This is a genomic window from Nostoc sp. (genome assembly GCF_036917395.1).
In the GTDB taxonomy this organism is placed as follows: domain Bacteria; phylum Cyanobacteriota; class Cyanobacteriia; order Cyanobacteriales; family Nostocaceae; genus Nostoc.
Genome location: NZ_JBALDI010000025.1, coordinates 52,592 through 69,049 on the forward strand (window position 1 = coordinate 52,592; position 16,458 = coordinate 69,049).

General features: G+C 40.2%; 13 protein-coding genes and 3 pseudogenes. 10 read left to right on the plus strand and 6 right to left on the minus strand.

The window, feature by feature from the left end; all coding sequences use genetic code 11:
* The first annotated feature begins 169 nt into the window (after nucleotides 1-169).
* On the plus strand, nucleotides 170-1,474 hold the full coding sequence (locus tag V7K46_RS10315; RefSeq protein WP_335112705.1) for an O-acetylhomoserine aminocarboxypropyltransferase/cysteine synthase family protein: 1,305 nt from the start codon (nucleotides 170-172) through the stop codon (nucleotides 1,472-1,474).
* A 141-nt stretch (nucleotides 1,475-1,615) separates the two neighbouring features.
* Complete coding sequence (gene metX / locus V7K46_RS10320; protein ID WP_335112707.1) at nucleotides 1,616-2,695, plus strand: homoserine O-acetyltransferase MetX; 1,080 nt, start codon at nucleotides 1,616-1,618, stop codon at nucleotides 2,693-2,695.
* A 310-nt stretch (nucleotides 2,696-3,005) separates the two neighbouring features.
* On the opposite strand, the gene V7K46_RS10325 is transcribed toward metX, so the two are convergent.
* Nucleotides 3,006-3,203 carry a hypothetical protein gene (locus V7K46_RS10325; RefSeq protein ID WP_335112709.1) on the minus strand — a complete coding sequence of 66 codons (198 nt, stop codon included), beginning with the start codon at nucleotides 3,201-3,203 and terminating at the stop codon, nucleotides 3,006-3,008.
* Nucleotides 3,204-3,704: 501 nt separating this feature from the next.
* Here V7K46_RS10325 and V7K46_RS10330 point away from each other — a divergent pair.
* Complete coding sequence (locus V7K46_RS10330; protein WP_335112711.1) at nucleotides 3,705-3,905, plus strand: hypothetical protein; 201 nt, start codon at nucleotides 3,705-3,707, stop codon at nucleotides 3,903-3,905.
* 42 nt (nucleotides 3,906-3,947) lie between these two features.
* Nucleotides 3,948-4,094 (plus strand): annotated as a pseudogene (locus V7K46_RS32005) (tetratricopeptide repeat protein); the annotation flags it as partial.
* 28 nt (nucleotides 4,095-4,122) lie between these two features.
* Here the strand turns inward: V7K46_RS32005 and V7K46_RS10335 are convergent.
* The 4 genes from V7K46_RS10335 to V7K46_RS10350 all read right to left on the minus strand — a co-directional run bounded on the left by V7K46_RS10335 (nucleotide 4,123) and on the right by V7K46_RS10350 (nucleotide 10,711).
* Complete coding sequence (locus tag V7K46_RS10335) at nucleotides 4,123-5,685, minus strand: hydantoinase B/oxoprolinase family protein (RefSeq protein WP_335112713.1); 1,563 nt, start codon at nucleotides 5,683-5,685, stop codon at nucleotides 4,123-4,125.
* Between the two features lie 39 nt (nucleotides 5,686-5,724).
* Nucleotides 5,725-6,510, minus strand: coding sequence for a putative hydro-lyase (locus V7K46_RS10340; RefSeq protein WP_335112715.1), 786 nt, complete (start codon nucleotides 6,508-6,510; stop codon nucleotides 5,725-5,727).
* A gap of 65 nt (nucleotides 6,511-6,575) precedes the next feature.
* Nucleotides 6,576-8,738: a hydantoinase/oxoprolinase family protein gene (locus V7K46_RS10345; protein ID WP_335112717.1), complete on the minus strand. Its 2,163-nt coding sequence runs from the start codon at nucleotides 8,736-8,738 to the stop codon at nucleotides 6,576-6,578.
* A gap of 128 nt (nucleotides 8,739-8,866) precedes the next feature.
* Nucleotides 8,867-10,711 (minus strand): ABC transporter substrate-binding protein, encoded by a 1,845-nt coding sequence (locus V7K46_RS10350; RefSeq protein ID WP_335112719.1) that lies wholly within the window; start codon nucleotides 10,709-10,711, stop codon nucleotides 8,867-8,869.
* 139 nt (nucleotides 10,712-10,850) lie between these two features.
* Here V7K46_RS10350 and tmk point away from each other — a divergent pair, with 139 nt between their 5' ends.
* Nucleotides 10,851-11,486: a dTMP kinase gene (gene tmk, locus V7K46_RS10355; RefSeq protein ID WP_335112721.1), complete on the plus strand. Its 636-nt coding sequence runs from the start codon at nucleotides 10,851-10,853 to the stop codon at nucleotides 11,484-11,486.
* A gap of 33 nt (nucleotides 11,487-11,519) precedes the next feature.
* On the opposite strand, the gene V7K46_RS10360 is transcribed toward tmk, so the two are convergent.
* The gene (locus V7K46_RS10360) at nucleotides 11,520-11,819 is read right to left on the minus strand and encodes a hypothetical protein (RefSeq protein ID WP_335112723.1); all 300 of its coding nucleotides are present in this window, start codon (nucleotides 11,817-11,819) and stop codon (nucleotides 11,520-11,522) included.
* A 33-nt stretch (nucleotides 11,820-11,852) separates the two neighbouring features.
* On the opposite strand from V7K46_RS10360, the pseudogene V7K46_RS10365 reads away from it, so the two are divergent.
* The 5 genes and pseudogenes from V7K46_RS10365 to ilvD all read left to right on the plus strand — a co-directional run.
* A pseudogene (locus V7K46_RS10365) lies at nucleotides 11,853-12,134 on the plus strand (CHASE2 domain-containing protein); the annotation flags it as partial.
* Entirely contained in the window at nucleotides 12,070-12,363 is a 294-nt protein-coding gene (locus V7K46_RS32010; protein ID WP_442939825.1) for a CHASE2 domain-containing protein, read from the plus strand. The pseudogene V7K46_RS10365 and the gene V7K46_RS32010, both read left to right, overlap by 65 nt.
* Nucleotides 12,364-12,365: 2 nt before the next feature.
* Nucleotides 12,366-12,509, plus strand: a pseudogene (locus V7K46_RS10370) (DUF928 domain-containing protein); the annotation flags it as partial.
* Between the two features lie 521 nt (nucleotides 12,510-13,030).
* Complete coding sequence (locus tag V7K46_RS10375) at nucleotides 13,031-14,203, plus strand: GNAT family N-acetyltransferase (protein WP_335112727.1); 1,173 nt, start codon at nucleotides 13,031-13,033, stop codon at nucleotides 14,201-14,203.
* Between the two features lie 145 nt (nucleotides 14,204-14,348).
* Entirely contained in the window at nucleotides 14,349-16,040 is a 1,692-nt protein-coding gene (gene ilvD, locus V7K46_RS10380; RefSeq protein ID WP_335112729.1) for a dihydroxy-acid dehydratase, read from the plus strand.
* Nucleotides 16,041-16,458 lie beyond the last annotated feature (418 nt).

The window sequence follows — 16,458 nt, forward strand, 5'->3', positions numbered from 1 at the left end:
TCCTTGGTAGGGGCGCATAGCTAGCTGTGCGCCCTTACAGTATGTTTAATCAACTAAAAATAGCTGTAAAATACGGTAAGTCTAACGAATTACCGTTGATTTATCTCACAGAACGCTCAATTGTTATATTCTTTGCTTATATAATAATTGGAAACTAAAATAACTGCTTATGTCTGAACAATATCGTTTTGAAACCCTGCAAGTTCATGCTGGACAAGAGCCGGCTCCGGGAACTAATGCTCGTGCTGTCCCAATTTACCAAACGACTTCCTACGTCTTTGATGACGCCGACCACGGAGCGCGGTTATTTGCTCTCCAGGAATTTGGTAACATTTACACCCGGATCATGAACCCGACGACGGATGTATTTGAAAAGCGGATTGCTGCTTTAGAAGGGGGTGTAGCAGCATTAGCAACAGCTAGTGGGCAGGCGGCGCAATTCTTGGCAATCAGTACGATCGCTCAAGCTGGGGATAATATTGTTTCCACTAGTTTTTTGTATGGGGGAACATATAACCAGTTTAAAGTATCTTTACCACGCTTAGGTATTAATGTCAAGTTTGTTGAGGGAGATGATCCAGAAAGTTTCCGTCAGGCGATCGACGATCGCACCAAAGCCCTATATGTTGAAACCATTGGTAATCCTCAATTCAATATTCCTGACTTTGCCGCTTTAGCTCACATTGCTCACGAAAACGGCATACCTTTAATTGTAGATAATACCTTTGGTGCTGGTGGGTATCTAGCTCGACCGATTGAACATGGTGCAGATATTGTAGTGGAATCTGCAACTAAATGGATTGGTGGTCATGGTACTTCCATTGGTGGCGTAATTGTCGATTCGGGTAAATTTGACTGGGGTAATGGCAAATTTCCCCTGTTTATTGAGCCATCACCCGGTTATCATGGGCTGAATTTTCAAGAAGTGTTTGGCTCTGGTGGAACATTTGGCAACATTGCCTTTATTATTCGCGCCAGAGTTGAGGGGTTACGGGATTTTGGCCCATGCTTGAGTCCATTTAACGCCTTTCTTTTACTACAAGGATTAGAGACTCTCTCCCTACGTGTAGATCGGCATGTGAGTAATGCCCTAGAATTGGCTCAGTGGTTAGAGCAGCAAGAGCAAGTATTATGGGTTAATTATCCGGGACTTCCCAATCACCCCTATCATGAACGAGCGAAGAAATATCTCCGGCATGGGTTTGGGGGAGTTTTAAACTTTGGCATCAAAGGTGGATTGGAGGCAGGTAAAGCTTTTATTAATCATGTGAAATTGGCGAGTCATTTAGCAAATGTTGGTGATGCTAAAACCCTCGTTATTCATCCCGCTTCCACAACCCATCAACAGCTAAGTGATAATGAACAGCTTTCAGCAGGTGTGACACCCGATTTGGTGCGGGTATCGGTGGGAATTGAACATATCGACGATATCAAAGAAGATTTTGAGCAGGCATTTCGGCAAGTTAGGAGTTAGTTTTCAATAAATTGGGCATTGGACACTTGTACTGAGCGTTTGCGTAGCCTCTCGTAGAGAAGTATGCGGCATCGGCCAATAATCAATAGTTCTGCTTCCCTGCTCCCCCATGTCTACTGCCTCTTGAACACAATCCTAGATATGATTTACTCAAACTTCATCTCACCGCAAACCCAGTTTTACCAACTGACGGTGCCATTTCAACTGGAAGGAGGCAAAACATTAACTGGGGTTCAGGTTGCTTATCGCACCTGGGGACAGTTAAATGCTCAAGGCAATAATGCGGTACTAATTTGTCATGCCTTAACTGGTTCGGCTGACGCCGATGATTGGTGGGAATCTTTGTTTGGTTCAGGGAAAGCCTTCAATCCAGAACGCGATTTTATTGTGTGTATCAACATCTTGGGAAGTTGTTACGGTACAACTGGGCCAACTACTATCAACCTCATAACGGGAAAGGCTTATGGTGTTTCCTTCCCTGAGATTACAATCCGAGATATGGTTCACCTGCAAGCTGCACTACTAGAATATCTGGGTGTTCAATCTCTGCGGTTAGTAATTGGCGGTTCACTCGGTGGAATGCAAGTATTGGAGTGGGCGTTATTATATCCAGAAAAAGTGAAAGCAATTGCACCCATCGCCGTTTCTGGAAGACATTCTGCTTGGTGTATTGGATTAAGTGAAGCCCAAAGACAGGCAATTTATGCCGATCCAAACTGGCAAGGAGGGAACTACACTCTGGATGCACCCCCAAATCAAGGATTAGCAGTGGCGCGGATGATGGCGATGAGTACTTACCGTTCCTGGGATAGTTTTACAAGCCGCTTTGGGCGGCAGTATGATGCATCTGAGCAGTTTGCTATAGCCAGTTACTTACAGCATCAAGGTCAAAAGCTGGTAGAGCGATTTGATGCTAACACTTATATCACCCTCACCCACGTAATGGATTGCCACGATGTTGCACGCGATCGCACAGTTGCTAATTTATCAGATTATGAATCTGTTCTACAAAGCATCCAGCAACCGACTTTAGTTGTCGCAATTGATTCTGACATCCTTTATCCTCCAGTAGAGCAACAAGAATTAGCAAATTTAATCCCTAATGCTCAACTGGCGTGGCTAAAGTCAACCCACGGACATGATGCATTTTTAATTGACATGGATGCATTGAATGAAATACTAATCTCTTTTCGGCAAAGTTTAGATTTATCAGCCTCCTAGCTCGGCCTTGCGAGTTCTGAGCTTGAACTTCCGAGCAAAAAGGTCGGACTTGCGAGTTCTGAGCTTGAACTTCCGAGCAAAAAGGTCGGACTTGCGAGTTCTGAGCTTGAACTTCCGAGCAAAAAGGTCGGACTTGCGAGTTTTGAGCTTGAACTTCCGAGCAAAAAGGTCGGACTTGCGAGTTTTGAGCTTGAACAACGACGTTTAGAGGTAGAATGATCAAGTTGAAAAGGCAATCGCACTTGAAATGAGTAGTGCGATCGCACAAAATCAGCCCATCAAAGCAGACTTTTGTTGTATAATTGCACCTTTAAGCATTGGGTTTATTTCTACTGTTCTTTGCGTCACTAATATAAATTATTACCAAGCAGTAAATAACTACAGGAGTTAGTGCGTAGGCGTAGCCCGTCGTAGACATCGCAACAGGCGGGTAAATCGTGTAGAAAGTAGCCACAACTTCAGCAACACCCAATACTGTCAGAATAAATTCGGCTTGTTTACGTTTCATCAGAATTGCTTTTAAATGGTTGACAATTCCATCAAACAATGCTCAATCACAAGTTCAGTCCCAAGCTGTCTGAAGTTATTACCGAGTTATTTCCTAGTTATTCCCAATTCCCAAGTTATTCCCAACTTACAGTTATTTTCAGGCAATTGAACCACAGATTTTTGTAGGGGCACGGCATTGCCGTGCCCCTACTCCGTGGTTTATTTACTTGAAAACGCTGTAATACCTACCCAGATTGCTAGACTCTAAATAAATGTATTGTCCTAAGCTATGCCGAGAGGGATTAAGGTTCGCAAAGAGGAAATTGAAAACGTCAGTCAAGCTAGCACTCAAGCGTAATGGTTTCTTGCGACAGCTAGATTTAGCTGAAGAGTTAGGGATTTCTAAAAATACTCTCAAACTTTATTAACCAGTCGAGAAGTACCAGCAGATTTAGCTGATATCCGCTATGAAGGTGCAGAACCAGATTCAGAATTGGTGTATATCGAGAGAATTTCTGGAGTGGCGACAGTCGCGGGAGTTGAGATTTTGCGACAGCGCCAACTGAAAGATAGTGTAGCAGATTTGTGGTGGATATCTGAGCGCATTGAGGGACAGGTTTTTTTGTTAACTCAACTGGCGGCTATTGGTAAGGGTAAGCCTGAGTATCTGCGGAAGCATCCAAAATTGGTGACGAAAAAGGCTGAACCCATTCTCACATAACAACTGGCAAGGCAAAGTAATATTGCATATTGCAATGGATTGTTGGGAAATATTGAGCGCAATCGCGGCAACTGGGATGCAGCCGAAACCCTGTATCAGCAAGCTTTGACAGTGAGAACAGAATTAGGCGATCGCTCTGGTATGGCTTATTCTTATAGTTGTTTAGGAGAAAATGAACTTCATCGCGGTAATCTCGAAGCAGGAGAAATTATTGGTACTAGGATTTACCAAATCCGCCTCCTCCAGGAGTTTCTATCACAAAAACATCCCCAGGTTTCATCTCTACTGTTGCTGTGCTGTCTAAATTCTCTTCAATTCCATTCTGACGTTGTATCCAGTTGCGTCCTACAATCCCGGCTTCCCCACCATTTAATCCAAAGGGAGGGACAACCCGATGGCCAGAGAGAATATTAGCTGTCATGGGTTCTAAAAACCGGATGCGGCGGACAACTCCATTACCGCCGGAATATTGCCCTTTACCACCGCTATCGGGACGAAGGCTAAAGCTTTCTAAAAGTACAGGATAACGGGTTTCTAAAACTTCTGGATCAGTCAACCGGGAGTTAGTCATGTGAGAATGAACACCATCAGTTCCATCAAAATCAATTCCTGCACCAGAGCCGCCGCAGATAGTTTCATAATATTGATATTGCTCATTACCAAAAGTAAAATTATTCATCGTTCCTTGAGAAGCAGCCATGATACCCAAAGCGCCATATAAAGCATCAACAATGGTTTGAGAAGTTTCGACATTACCCGCTACTACTGCTGCTGGATAAGTTGGATTCAGCATACAGCCAACCGGGATAATAATTTCTAGAGGATTAAGACACCCAGCATTAAGTGGAATATTATCATCAACCAAAGTCCGAAAGACATATAAGACTGCTGCTTGAGTTACAGCTTTTGGAGCATTAAAATTACTATTTAGTTGCTCATAAGTGCCAGTAAAATCAATGGTAGCACTACGACTTTCTGGATGAATCGTCACTTTAACTTGAATTCGTGCCCCATTATCCATTTCATAAATAAATGAGCCATCCTTGAGAAGATTGATAGCCTTTCTCACCGACTCTTCAGCATTAGCTTGCACAAACTTCATGTAAGTTTGAACAGTCTCAAGCCCGTATTGGTAAACCATTTTACGAAGTTCTTGTACTCCCCGTTCATTTGCGGCAATTTGTGCTTTAAAATCAGCAATATTTTGGTCAGGGTTCCGAGCAGGATAAGTATGATTTGAAAGGTGTTGTCTGACTGCTGGTTCTCGAAAATTGCCCTCTTCAACTAAGAGAAAATTATCAAAAATAATTCCTTCCTCTTCTACTGTCGTACTGTGCGGAGGCATTGAACCTGGAGTAATTCCACCGATATCTGCTTGGTGTCCACGAGAAGCAACAAAAAAGAGGGGAGTGGGGAATGGAGTATTTTCACGACTCTCTAGAAAAACAGGGGTAATTGCAGTTACGTCAGGAAGATGTGTTCCCCCATTATAAGGATTATTAGATAGATATACATTCCCTGGTTTTAGGGTGTCGCGTTTTTCGTTAATTAAACTGCGGACACTTTCGCTCATTGAGCCTAAATGTACAGGAATGTGGGGAGCATTAGCAACTAATAATCCAGATGAGTCAAAAATAGCGCAGGAGAAATCCAGCCTTTCTTTGATATTTACAGATGCAGCTGTATTTTGGAGAACAATTCCCATTTGCTCTGCAATAAATTGATAGAGATTTTTGAAGATTTCTAAGCGGACTGGATCGGGTTGACATGTTGTATACATTTTTGATTCCTCTTTATAAAAAAACGCAACAATTAAGAATTATAAAGTAAGATATTCATCCTTCAAATCACTAATAAACATATATCCAGGAGAATGAGTAATTGCTAGTTCAGGTTTTGCTTGCATAATTGCAGTTTGAGTAGTGACTCCGCAAGCCCAGAAAACGGGTATCTCTCCATCACGAACCGTGACAGCATCACCATAATCAGGTTTTTCTAAATTTTTAATTCCTATCACTTCTGGATTGCCAATATGCACAGGAGAACCATGTGCTTTATAATATCGACTTGTTACTTCTACAGCACGAACAACGTTATTAGCTGGAAGTGGGCGCATCGAAACTACTAATGGACTGGAAAACATTCGAGTCGGGATACATTCAATATTTGTCTTGTACATTGGAACGTTTTTTTGCTCTTCTACGTGCCTAACTGGTAGTCTAGAGTTGAGCATGGCATTTTCAAAGGAAAAAGAACAACCAATTAAAAAGGCTACTAAATCTCTTTTCCAAAATGATTTTATATTGGTTGTTTCTTCAATTAATTCACCGTGTCTAAAAATTCTGTAACGAGGTAAGTCTGTTCTAATATCGGCGCCTGGAGCGATTATTTTAGGTTCATAATCTCCAACTTCTGTGACATCAAGTATTGGACAAGCCTTTGAATTTCGTTGACAAAAAAGTAAAAATTCAAATGCTAAAGAGTATGGCAATACAACTAAGTTCGCTTGAACAAACCCTAGTGCAAGCCCAGAAGTAGGTGTATCTAATTTTCCGTCTCGACAAAGCTGGCGTATTTCAGAAGGAAGAGAAGAAAAGTTTAACATTGAAAATCTCCTAATCATTTTTAGAAAGTAAGTACGTTTGGTTAATGAAATTAAACTTTAAAGCTTTATGCAAGACGTTGCAAAATTAAATGATTACTTTCAGTTAATCTTGCTTGCCAGTTAGATTCAACTACAATTGTGCTAATTTTTTCAACAACGATCGCAGGCCCATTAATACTATCTTCTGGTTGTAAATCTTCCCGCCGATAAACAGGAGTATCATACCATCTTTCAGCAGTAAATATCCTTACTATTTCAACGGCTTCGGGGGTTTTATTTATAGAACGTTTACGAGTAATTAAGGGTTCTTCGGGAGTCTCCATTTTCTGAATTACTTCTACTAAGGCTGATTCAACAATTAAAGTTTTATCTAATTGAATGAAACCATAGCGGGATTTATGTTCATCCTCAAACTTTTGCCGCATAACTACCACATTATCGGCAAAGTTAACGGTCAATGTAGAGTTAGTTTCTTCATATTTTAAGTTGATTTTTTTTACTATTTCTGTTTGAGCATTAACTTCATTTATTTCACTTCTAGCTTGAGTTTCTAAATATTCCATTAACTGCTGTAATTTAGGAATTAATGCTTGGGTTAAAGGCTGTTCTACTCCTCCTTCTCTAATCGCCCGGACATCAGCTAATCCCATTCCATAAGCAGAGAGAACACCAGCATAAGGATGTAGAAATATCTTTTTCATTCCCAAGGTGTCGGCAATTAAACAAGCAACTTGTCCGCCTGCGCCGCCAAAACAACAAAGCACATATTGGCTGACATCATAACCCCGTTGGAGACTGATTTTTTTAATTGCGTTCGCCATATTTTCCACTGCGATCGCAATAAATCCAGCCGCTACCTGTTCAGCAGTACAATGATTGAATGTAGCGGCTTGAATATCTTGCGCTAATTGTGTAAATTGCTGAATGACAGTATCTTTATCTAAAGGTAAATTCCCATCAATTCCAAAAACCGAGGGAAAATATTGTGGGTGGATTTTGCCTAACATCACATTGGCATCAGTAACCGCTAATGGCCCCCCGCGTCGGTAACAAGCAGGGCCAGGATTTGAACCAGCAGATTTAGGGCCGACACGATAACTAGAACCATCAAAAAAGAGAATTGAACCGCCTCCAGCCGCAATGGTATTAATTGCTAATACCGGAACTCGCATCCGCGCCCCAGCAATTTCTGAATCTAGTTGTCGTTCATACTCTCCTTTAAAGTGGGCGACATCTGTACTTGTCCCTCCCATATCAAAGGTAATAACTAACTCAAAACCTGCTCTTTTACTACTTTGAACTGCACCGACAATACCCCCAGCCGGGCCACTTAAAATACTATCTTTGCCTTGAAATTGTTCGGCTGCAACTAAACCGCCGTCAGATTTCATAAACATTAATTTAATCGGGGAGTGGGAAGTAGGGAGTGGGGAGTGGTTATTTTCCCTATTCCCTATTCCCCATTCCCCATTCCCCATTCTTAACTGACTCGCTATTTGGTTGACATAGCGACGGAGAATCGGAGTTAAATAAGCATCGATTACTGTTGTATCTCCTCGGCTGACTAATTTCATTAACGGACTAACTTTATGAGATACAGATATTTGTGTAAAGCCGATTTTTTGCGCGATTTTGGCTATTTGTTGTTCGTGTTCAGGATAGCGATCGCTGTGCATAAAAACAATCGCACAACTCCGAATGCCTGTGTTGTAAACTGCTTGTAAGTCATTCTTAGCTTGTTCAATATTTACAGGGGTTAATTCATTGCCATGAGCATCATAACGTTCATCAATCTCAATCACCTGCTCATAAAGCATAGTTGGTAAAATGATATGACGGGCAAAGATGTTAGGACGGTTTTGGTAGCCAATTCGTAGTGCATCTTTAAAGCCTTTGGTAATGACAAGAATAACCCTGTCTCCTTTCCTTTCTAACAGTGCATTTGTTGCTACTGTTGTCCCCATTTTTACTACTTCTATCGCTTCACTAGAAATAGGTTCGTTGCTGGAAATACCGATGATATCCCGAATTCCTTGGATGGCTGCATCTTGGTATTGTTCGGGATTTTCTGAAAGCAGCTTGTAGACTATAATCCATTGCTGATTAGGCAGAGTAACAATTAAAAAACGTTCAGGATGTCTTGAGAGTCTGTCTATAATTGCTTGATTATTAGTAACAGCAACAATATCTGTGAATGTACCACCGCGATCGGCAAAAACTTTTAACATTATTTTGTTTCCTCAACGCTATACAGGTAGCATAACAATGGGTATTAAGTCTTTCTACTTCAGGTATAGAATATTTTTCTACAGATGTGAAATCTTAGATATAGTCAATTAACTGGGAAACATAAATCTTAAATTGTCCACTGCCATTTAGACTGTTGTGCGTTCCATTTGACGGCTACTATTTCTGCTGGGGGATTGATGCGATCGCCATTTTTTTCAAATTGGATAATTCCTGTAACTCCTTTCACTTGTTTTTTGTCTTCTTTGAAATATTTATTCATGTATATCAGTAAAGATTGACTATCTGAAATGTTAAATTGCTCTAAAATTCTCAGAATTATTAACACTGAGTCAAAAGCTGTTGCACTACGCCATGTTAAGTTTTCTTCTCCCCATAATTGAGTACCTAGTTGACAAAACTTTTGCCCTAGTTGATTTTCACTATTGCACCCATTTGTTTTACTGTGCCAATGCCAAGGAACACAAGCTATAATTTGACACTCATTTTTATTTACCAAATTATACTGACTTTGCTCATGCATCCAATGTAAAACATTCTCATGGTAAAAAGTTGCTGAACCAGCTATTAGACAGTTATTCATTTTTAATCTACTAATCAGCCCAGCATTATCGAGGGAATTAGGTTCAATTCCTCCATCAGGAATTATGATAATAATATCAACGCCATTCTGTTTAATCTCTTCTAGATAAGCTTGAATATGATAATATTTTTCGCTAATATAACTACATTCTTTTAGAAAAATAAACTGTTCCTTATATTGCTCTAGACATTTTTTGATAGTATTTCTATATGAAATGCTATAACTACTATTTTGATTATAGATAATAGCTACTTTTTTAATATTTTTACCAGGCAATATTTTGGTCAAATAATGAGCTAATTGTGTAGCATTTATGCTATCTTGAGTAGTCAGTCTAAAAAAGGATAGGCTTTCACCCCCAGATAAATGAGAAAGTTCATTAGAGGTACTGCTAGAGTTTACTAAAATTAGTCCATTTTGAGAATATAACTGTAGTGCCTTCTTAGTCATTTCACTTGAATAGTGACCGATAATAGAAATCAGGTTTAATTGTGGCGCTAAATTGGCTAAATTCTCTGCTGTTTGGCTATATGGTGCATATAAATTATTAGGATCATTGACAATTAAAATTTTGAAGGCTATTTGACTATCTGTATTATTTATAGTAAAAAACTTATCGGGTTTTATCTCATCTAAATTTATTTCTGTTCCTAGTGAAATTTTCTCAAAGCTTTGAAGATTTACTTGGAGTTGAATTTGAGCAATACCTCGTAAAATTTCAGATGCAACATGACCTTGATTATGATAAAATGGCACAACTACAGCCAAAGTATAAATCTTAATTTTTTTCTGTTGTAAAAGAGATTCTTTATATTCGATTAAGCAGTTATTAATATAAATTAGAACTTCTGGATTCCCTGTACCATAAATTTCTATTTCTTTTTTCCAAGCCCAAATAAAGCATTTTAATGCTTGATAATAAAGTCCTTGCTGATAAAAATTATTCCCTTGTATCTGTAACTCCACAATATCTTGATTTGGGGGAGAAAGAAAAATTTGTCTGCCAAAACTACCTTGAAAGTTATCATTGTTTAATTGAGGAGCAGTCTGCAATTTATATCCGTTATTAGGATGAAGTAAGAAATTAAGCAGCTTAACCCACTTCCCAGCTATCTGTTCTTGGTCAATTTGCATTAGTTCTGCTATTCTGGGATAAATATTATTACTGAGCCTATCTCTAATTTGTTGGTCAGATAAATTGAAGATTGTAGCTAGATGTTGTCGTGAGTGTCCTAATAAAGATTGACAAATGATTTCCTTGTCAATTTCACTGATTTGCTTTCTATTTGAAACTGTCTCTAATTTATGAAATAAAAGGTCAATATTAATATTTAACTGTTCTATAACCTGTTGACAGTTTTGACACACCATAATTATCTATCATCCTTTTTTAAAAATGATAGTCTAATTTTTAACTTAGGTGATCCTATGGGTGTCGAACTAATTTCTATTTATGTTGACAATTAGATAGCTTACTGGTTTAGCGGAATTACAATTACAATAAAAAAACATGAGTGGCAAATTAATTGTATTTGAAGGGGTGGAAGGCTGTGGTAAAACCAGCCAAATGCAGCTTTGTTCTGAGTGGCTGGAAAGTCTGGGTATTTCTGTGGTTGTTACTCGTGAACCAGGAGGAACGGAGTTAGGCTTACATCTTCGCCGCTTGCTACTAGAGAAGGCAGAGGATAAACCAGTTGCACAAGTGACAGAACTTTTGTTGTATGCTGCTGACCGATCGCAACACGTTGAACAAGAACTCAAACCAAATCTCGCAGCAGGGAAATATATTTTATGCGATCGCTACACTGACTCTACCATTGCCTACCAAGGATATGGTCGCAGTCTTAATATGAGTTTAATCAATCAGCTTAACTATATTGCTACTGGTGGTTTAGAAAGTGACTTAACTATTTGGCTAGATGTCGATGTTGAAGTAGGACTAGCCCGCAAACTCTCAGATGGAGTAGGACTAGACCGCATTGAACAGGAGACAATCGCTTTTCATCGGCGCGTTCAGCAAGGATACGCACATTTAGCTGCATCCTATCCCTCAAGAATTGTGCGGGTAGATGGCAGCTTGAGTAAAGAAGCTGTACAACAGGTAATTCAAGGAATTTTGTGCGATCGCCTGCACTTGGTGACGTAAGGCAAAAATAAACCTAAAAGTTTTAATGAGAGTTTAATCATGGCGATGCCTGCGGTTCTTACTAGCCAACTCATTTGTTATTTCGGCGAACCCATTTGTTATTTCAGCGAACTCATTTGTTATTTCGGCGAACCCATTTGTTATTTCGGCGAACCCATTTGTTATTTCGGCGAATCCATTTGTTATTTCGGCGAACCCATTTGTTATTTCGGCGAACCCATTTGTTACTTCGGCGAACCCATTTGTTACTTCGGCGAACCCATTTGTTACTTCGGCGAACTCATTTGTTATTTCGGCGAACGCATTTGTTATTTTGGCGTTTCCATAACGCACCCTACGAAACAACTAGAAGAGTTGAAACCTATACTACAGAAACTTCCCTGGCATCTTTGGGATTTGCCAGAACGCTATCCCAAAGCAGAAATAGCTCTGAGCGCTCCCCCCTACGAACAAGTCAACCGAATAACAACCACATCCGACAAAGTAAAAATCTTAGCGATTTTGGGTAACAGTCAAGGAATTAATACTAAAGCAGACCAGGCGTTGCTTAATTTATTACCCAATGCAGACATCACTTTTTTAGTTGAACCACAATGCCAAGACCTTACTGATCAGTTATGGGAGCAGCATTGGCAGATTCTATATTGGCACAACAGCAGAAACTTTTCATGATTATTGGTTAACTCCCTACACCACTCCTCAAGGGAAATTACAGGCAATACCAGGAGTATTTTTACAAGCCCAGATGGTCAGTCAACTGCTCAGTGCTGCTTTGGACGGACAACCTTTGTTGTGGACTTGGCCACTTTGGGGTGAAGTAATTTGGGTTTGGGGCTGGTCTTTTTTAGGCGGGTTGCTTAGTGTCCCAAGCAAGTAACTCCTCAGCAACGGGTAAACCTCTATGCTGAGAATGGTATTTGGTACGATGCCTTGACTACTCTGGCTGAATTGCGTCTTGCCAAACCTGAAGATCCAACTCTAGCGGTGGAGTGGATAAATTTGCTTACAGCTATTTTCAGGTAAATAGACCACATTAGCCGTAGGGGCACAGCATTGCTGTGCCCTTACACTGTGGTTCAAATACGTGAAAACTGGTGTAAATCCGTAGAGTTAGAGAATTTAGCTAAACAACCCCTTGTCAAATGTTGTCAAGCTAATCCAAAGCAGCAAAAATAACAAGGGATAATCAACAGCACCTAAAAATTGACCCTTGGACTTTGGATAACTCTAGCTCAATATGGTGCTCTTCTCTTGTTCATTTGAAGCTTCACATACAATCCTCGTCGGTTGGGGAATTAATATACTCTATTCCTAAATTCTGGGCGGGATTTTCAAGTAGCTACTTATTCCCTTTGAGCTATGACACAACCAGCTTTTTCATGTATAATAAAAGTTAATTTAAGTAAGCTGGTTTTGTTTTCTATAAAATCAACTACTAAATTCTCGGTTTGCAGTATAAGTCCGGTTTTTAAAGACATTATTTTCCCTAAACTCGTAGCTTTGCACTTATCATGTAAAAACTTAGTAATTAGAGATTTATAACTATGGTAGCATTAACAGAATCAAAATTATTAATTAAGGAAAAATTAAAAATACAGATTGTTGAAAACCTTGAAGAACTCAAGCTCCATGCAGACAGTTGGAATCAGATTGTTTTTGAATCTACTCAACAGTTACCAATGACATCTTATGCATGGGTATCATCATATTTTGAACACTATGTGGAAGTTGACGAATCATGGTTTTGTGTATTTGCTTATAACGATTCGGAGCTAGTAGGTGTTTTGCCGCTAATTGTAACTCCACAACGGTTATTTGGATTCAAATTTTCGTTATTAGTTACACGTAGAGCTTCGCAATCATGTTCGCTTGATATTGTAGCCGCATTGGGGCTTGAAAATATAGTTATTCCAGTCCTTATTGATGCTGCGAAACAATTTTGTCCCCATCATCTGGGCATGGTATTTAACCGTTTACCGGAGAACTCACCGACTATTGCTGCTTTAGAAGGGATGTCAGATACTATCCTCATTAAAGAACTTGATTGGATGATGGGAGCTCACTTAAAAATAACTGGCTGTTTTGATGAATATCGAAAAAACCTCAATGGTAATTTAAAAAGTACTATCAAAAGGTCGGGAAAGAAACTCTATCAAATAGAAGGTGTGAAAACTATTTTCCTTAAAGGAAGCGATGCCACTGAAAAACATTTACCTCAATTAATAGAAGTGGAAACTGCCAGTTGGAAAAGAACTAAAGGACATTTAATTGCAAATTCATCAATAGATGTATCATTTTACACGAATCTTACACGCCGATTATCAGAAGCTGGTTGGCTTGAATGGCAATTAATTGAAGCTGAAGGTAAGACAATTGCAATCAATTTAGCGATTAAGTTGAAGCGTTCAACCATTATTTGGAAGTTGGCTTACGATGAGAGTTATTCCAAATTTTCTCCTGGCACTATACTTTTTGAACAAGTAGTTAAGTCAGCTTATGAGGATAAAGTTGACGAGATTAATCTAATTAGTGATTTTCCTTGGTACGACAATTGGAAGATGGATAAGCGCCCACACTATACTATAAAAGTATATTCGCATAAACCTATTTCTTTGATGTTTGGATTGCTGCCTGCATATGTCCTCAAAAATCTTAAAATGCTTAAAAGACAATTGAGAAAGTGGTATCAAATTTTAGTAATAAAGAATAAAACGTAGACGCAAAAGCAATGAAGTAGGGCAGGTGTCGCAGTTCCATAGTTTTGATATTTTATAAGTCTCAAATATTCATAAATATATATTGGACATCGGAAAAATTGCTACCTATGATACTCATACATGGAAGTCATAGGAAGATGTAACTATGTCGGAGAATTTGAGAAGCCAAGTTGTAACGCAAGGGGTGCAGCGATCGCCTAATCGAGCAATGCTGCGTGCTGTCGGTTTTACAGATGAAGATTTCAATAAAGCTATTGTCGGTATTGCCAACGGTTACAGCACTATCACCCCCTGCAATATGGGGATCAATCAACTAGCACAAAGGGCAGAGGTTGGGATAAAAACCGCTGGGGCGATGCCACAAGTGTTTGGCACAATTACCATCAGCGACGGGATTTCGATGGGAACTGAAGGGATGAAATATTCCCTAGTGTCGCGGGAAGTCATTGCCGACTCGATTGAAACCGCCTGTACTGGACAAAGTATGGATGGTGTACTAGCTATTGGCGGTTGTGATAAGAATATGCCAGGGGCAATGTTAGCGATCGCCCGGATGAATATCCCTGCAATATTCGTTTACGGTGGCACGATTAAACCTGGACACTACAACGGACGCGATTTAACTGTTGTTAGTTCTTTTGAAGCTGTTGGTCAATATAGTGCTGGGAAGATTGACGACAAAGAACTATTAGAAGTTGAAAGCCGTGCTTGTCCTGGTGCTGGTTCCTGTGGGGGAATGTTCACAGCTAATACCATGTCTTCAGCTTTCGAGGCGATGGGGATGAGTTTGCCTTATTCCTCGACAATGGCGGCGGAAGATGCCGAAAAAGCTGATAGTACGGAAAAATCAGCGTTTGTGTTAGTTGAAGCTATTCGCAAACAAATCTTACCCCGCCAAATTATCACCCGCCAATCTATAGAGAATGCTATTTCTGTAATTATGGCGGTAGGTGGTTCGACAAATGCGGTGTTGCATTTTTTAGCGATCGCTCGCGCTGCTAATGTAGAGTTAACCCTGGATGACTTTGAAACTATCCGCGCCCGTGTCCCTGTTTTATGTGATTTAAAACCCAGTGGTAAATATGTAGCTACAGATTTGCACAAAGCTGGTGGCATTCCCCAAGTAATGAAGATGTTACTTGTACATGACTTATTACATAGTGATAGCCTTACCATCAGTGGTCAAACGATTGCAGAGATATTAGCAGATATACCAGAAGAACCATCCGCCAACCAAGATGTGATCCGTCCCTGGAATAACCCGATGTATGCCCAAGGACACTTAGCCATCCTCAGAGGTAATCTGGCAACAGAAGGTGCGGTCGCTAAAATTACCGGAGTGAAAAAGCCAGTAATTACTGGGCCTGCACGGGTGTTTGAATCAGAAGAAGCTTCTTTAGATGCAATTTTGGCGGGTAAAATTCAAGCAGGTGATATTCTCGTCATCCGCTACGAAGGGCCCAAAGGTGGCCCAGGTATGCGGGAAATGCTAGCTCCCACTTCGGCAATTATCGGTGCTGGTTTGGGTGATGCTGTGGGATTAATTACCGATGGGCGCTTTTCTGGCGGCACTTACGGCATGGTGGTTGGTCACGTTGCACCAGAAGCCGCAGTTGGTGGTGCGATCGCTCTTGTAGAAGAAGGCGATAGTATTACTATTGATGCACCAGCTCGTTTATTGCAGTTGAATATATCTGAAGAAGAATTAGCTCGTCGCCGTGCAAACTGGCAACCTCCTTCACCCCGTTACACTAAAGGCGTGTTGGCAAAATATGCCTTTTTGGTATCTTCTAGCAGTGTCGGTGCAGTAACGGATTTGGATTTGTTCAATAACTAGTTATTAAGCCAATAGCCATTTACAGCTATTTTCAGATAAATAGACCACGCGGTAGGGGCGCAAGGCCTTGCCATTGGTGTCAACTTAAGCCCAAACCCTTTTAAAATCCTCGTTAAGAGCCTCTGGCTGGAAATGCAAATCAATTGCGGTGCCGCAAGTCTTAAGGCGGAGCCTCACGTTAGGCATTCCCAGTCAGAGACTGGGAACAAGACAATCTCTAAAAGCATGTTCTAGACTGGCTTTTGCCTTAATTTGACACGGATGAAGGCCTTGCGCTTTTACAACAAATGTGGTTCAAATACTTCAATTCTGCTGTAAATAGGCTATTACAGCAATTTTCAGGTAATTAAACCACAAACTCGGGTAAAATGGGAGTAAAGTAATTGTTAGATTCGATGCCAGTATCTTACTCAGGTGA

Coding starts and splice junctions, on each gene's coding strand:
- V7K46_RS10315 (WP_335112705.1), top strand. CDS start 170: ATGTCTGAACAATATCGTTTTGAAACCCTGCAAGTTCATGCTGGACAA.
- metX (WP_335112707.1), top strand. CDS start 1,616: ATGATTTACTCAAACTTCATCTCACCGCAAACCCAGTTTTACCAACTG.
- V7K46_RS10325 (WP_335112709.1), bottom strand. CDS start 3,203: ATGAAACGTAAACAAGCCGAATTTATTCTGACAGTATTGGGTGTTGCT.
- V7K46_RS10335 (WP_335112713.1), bottom strand. CDS start 5,685: ATGTATACAACATGTCAACCCGATCCAGTCCGCTTAGAAATCTTCAAA.
- V7K46_RS10340 (WP_335112715.1), bottom strand. CDS start 6,510: ATGTTAAACTTTTCTTCTCTTCCTTCTGAAATACGCCAGCTTTGTCGA.
- V7K46_RS10345 (WP_335112717.1), bottom strand. CDS start 8,738: ATGTTAAAAGTTTTTGCCGATCGCGGTGGTACATTCACAGATATTGTT.
- V7K46_RS10350 (WP_335112719.1), bottom strand. CDS start 10,711: ATGGTGTGTCAAAACTGTCAACAGGTTATAGAACAGTTAAATATTAAT.
- tmk (WP_335112721.1), top strand. CDS start 10,851: ATGAGTGGCAAATTAATTGTATTTGAAGGGGTGGAAGGCTGTGGTAAA.
- V7K46_RS10375 (WP_335112727.1), top strand. CDS start 13,031: ATGGTAGCATTAACAGAATCAAAATTATTAATTAAGGAAAAATTAAAA.
- ilvD (WP_335112729.1), top strand. CDS start 14,349: ATGTCGGAGAATTTGAGAAGCCAAGTTGTAACGCAAGGGGTGCAGCGA.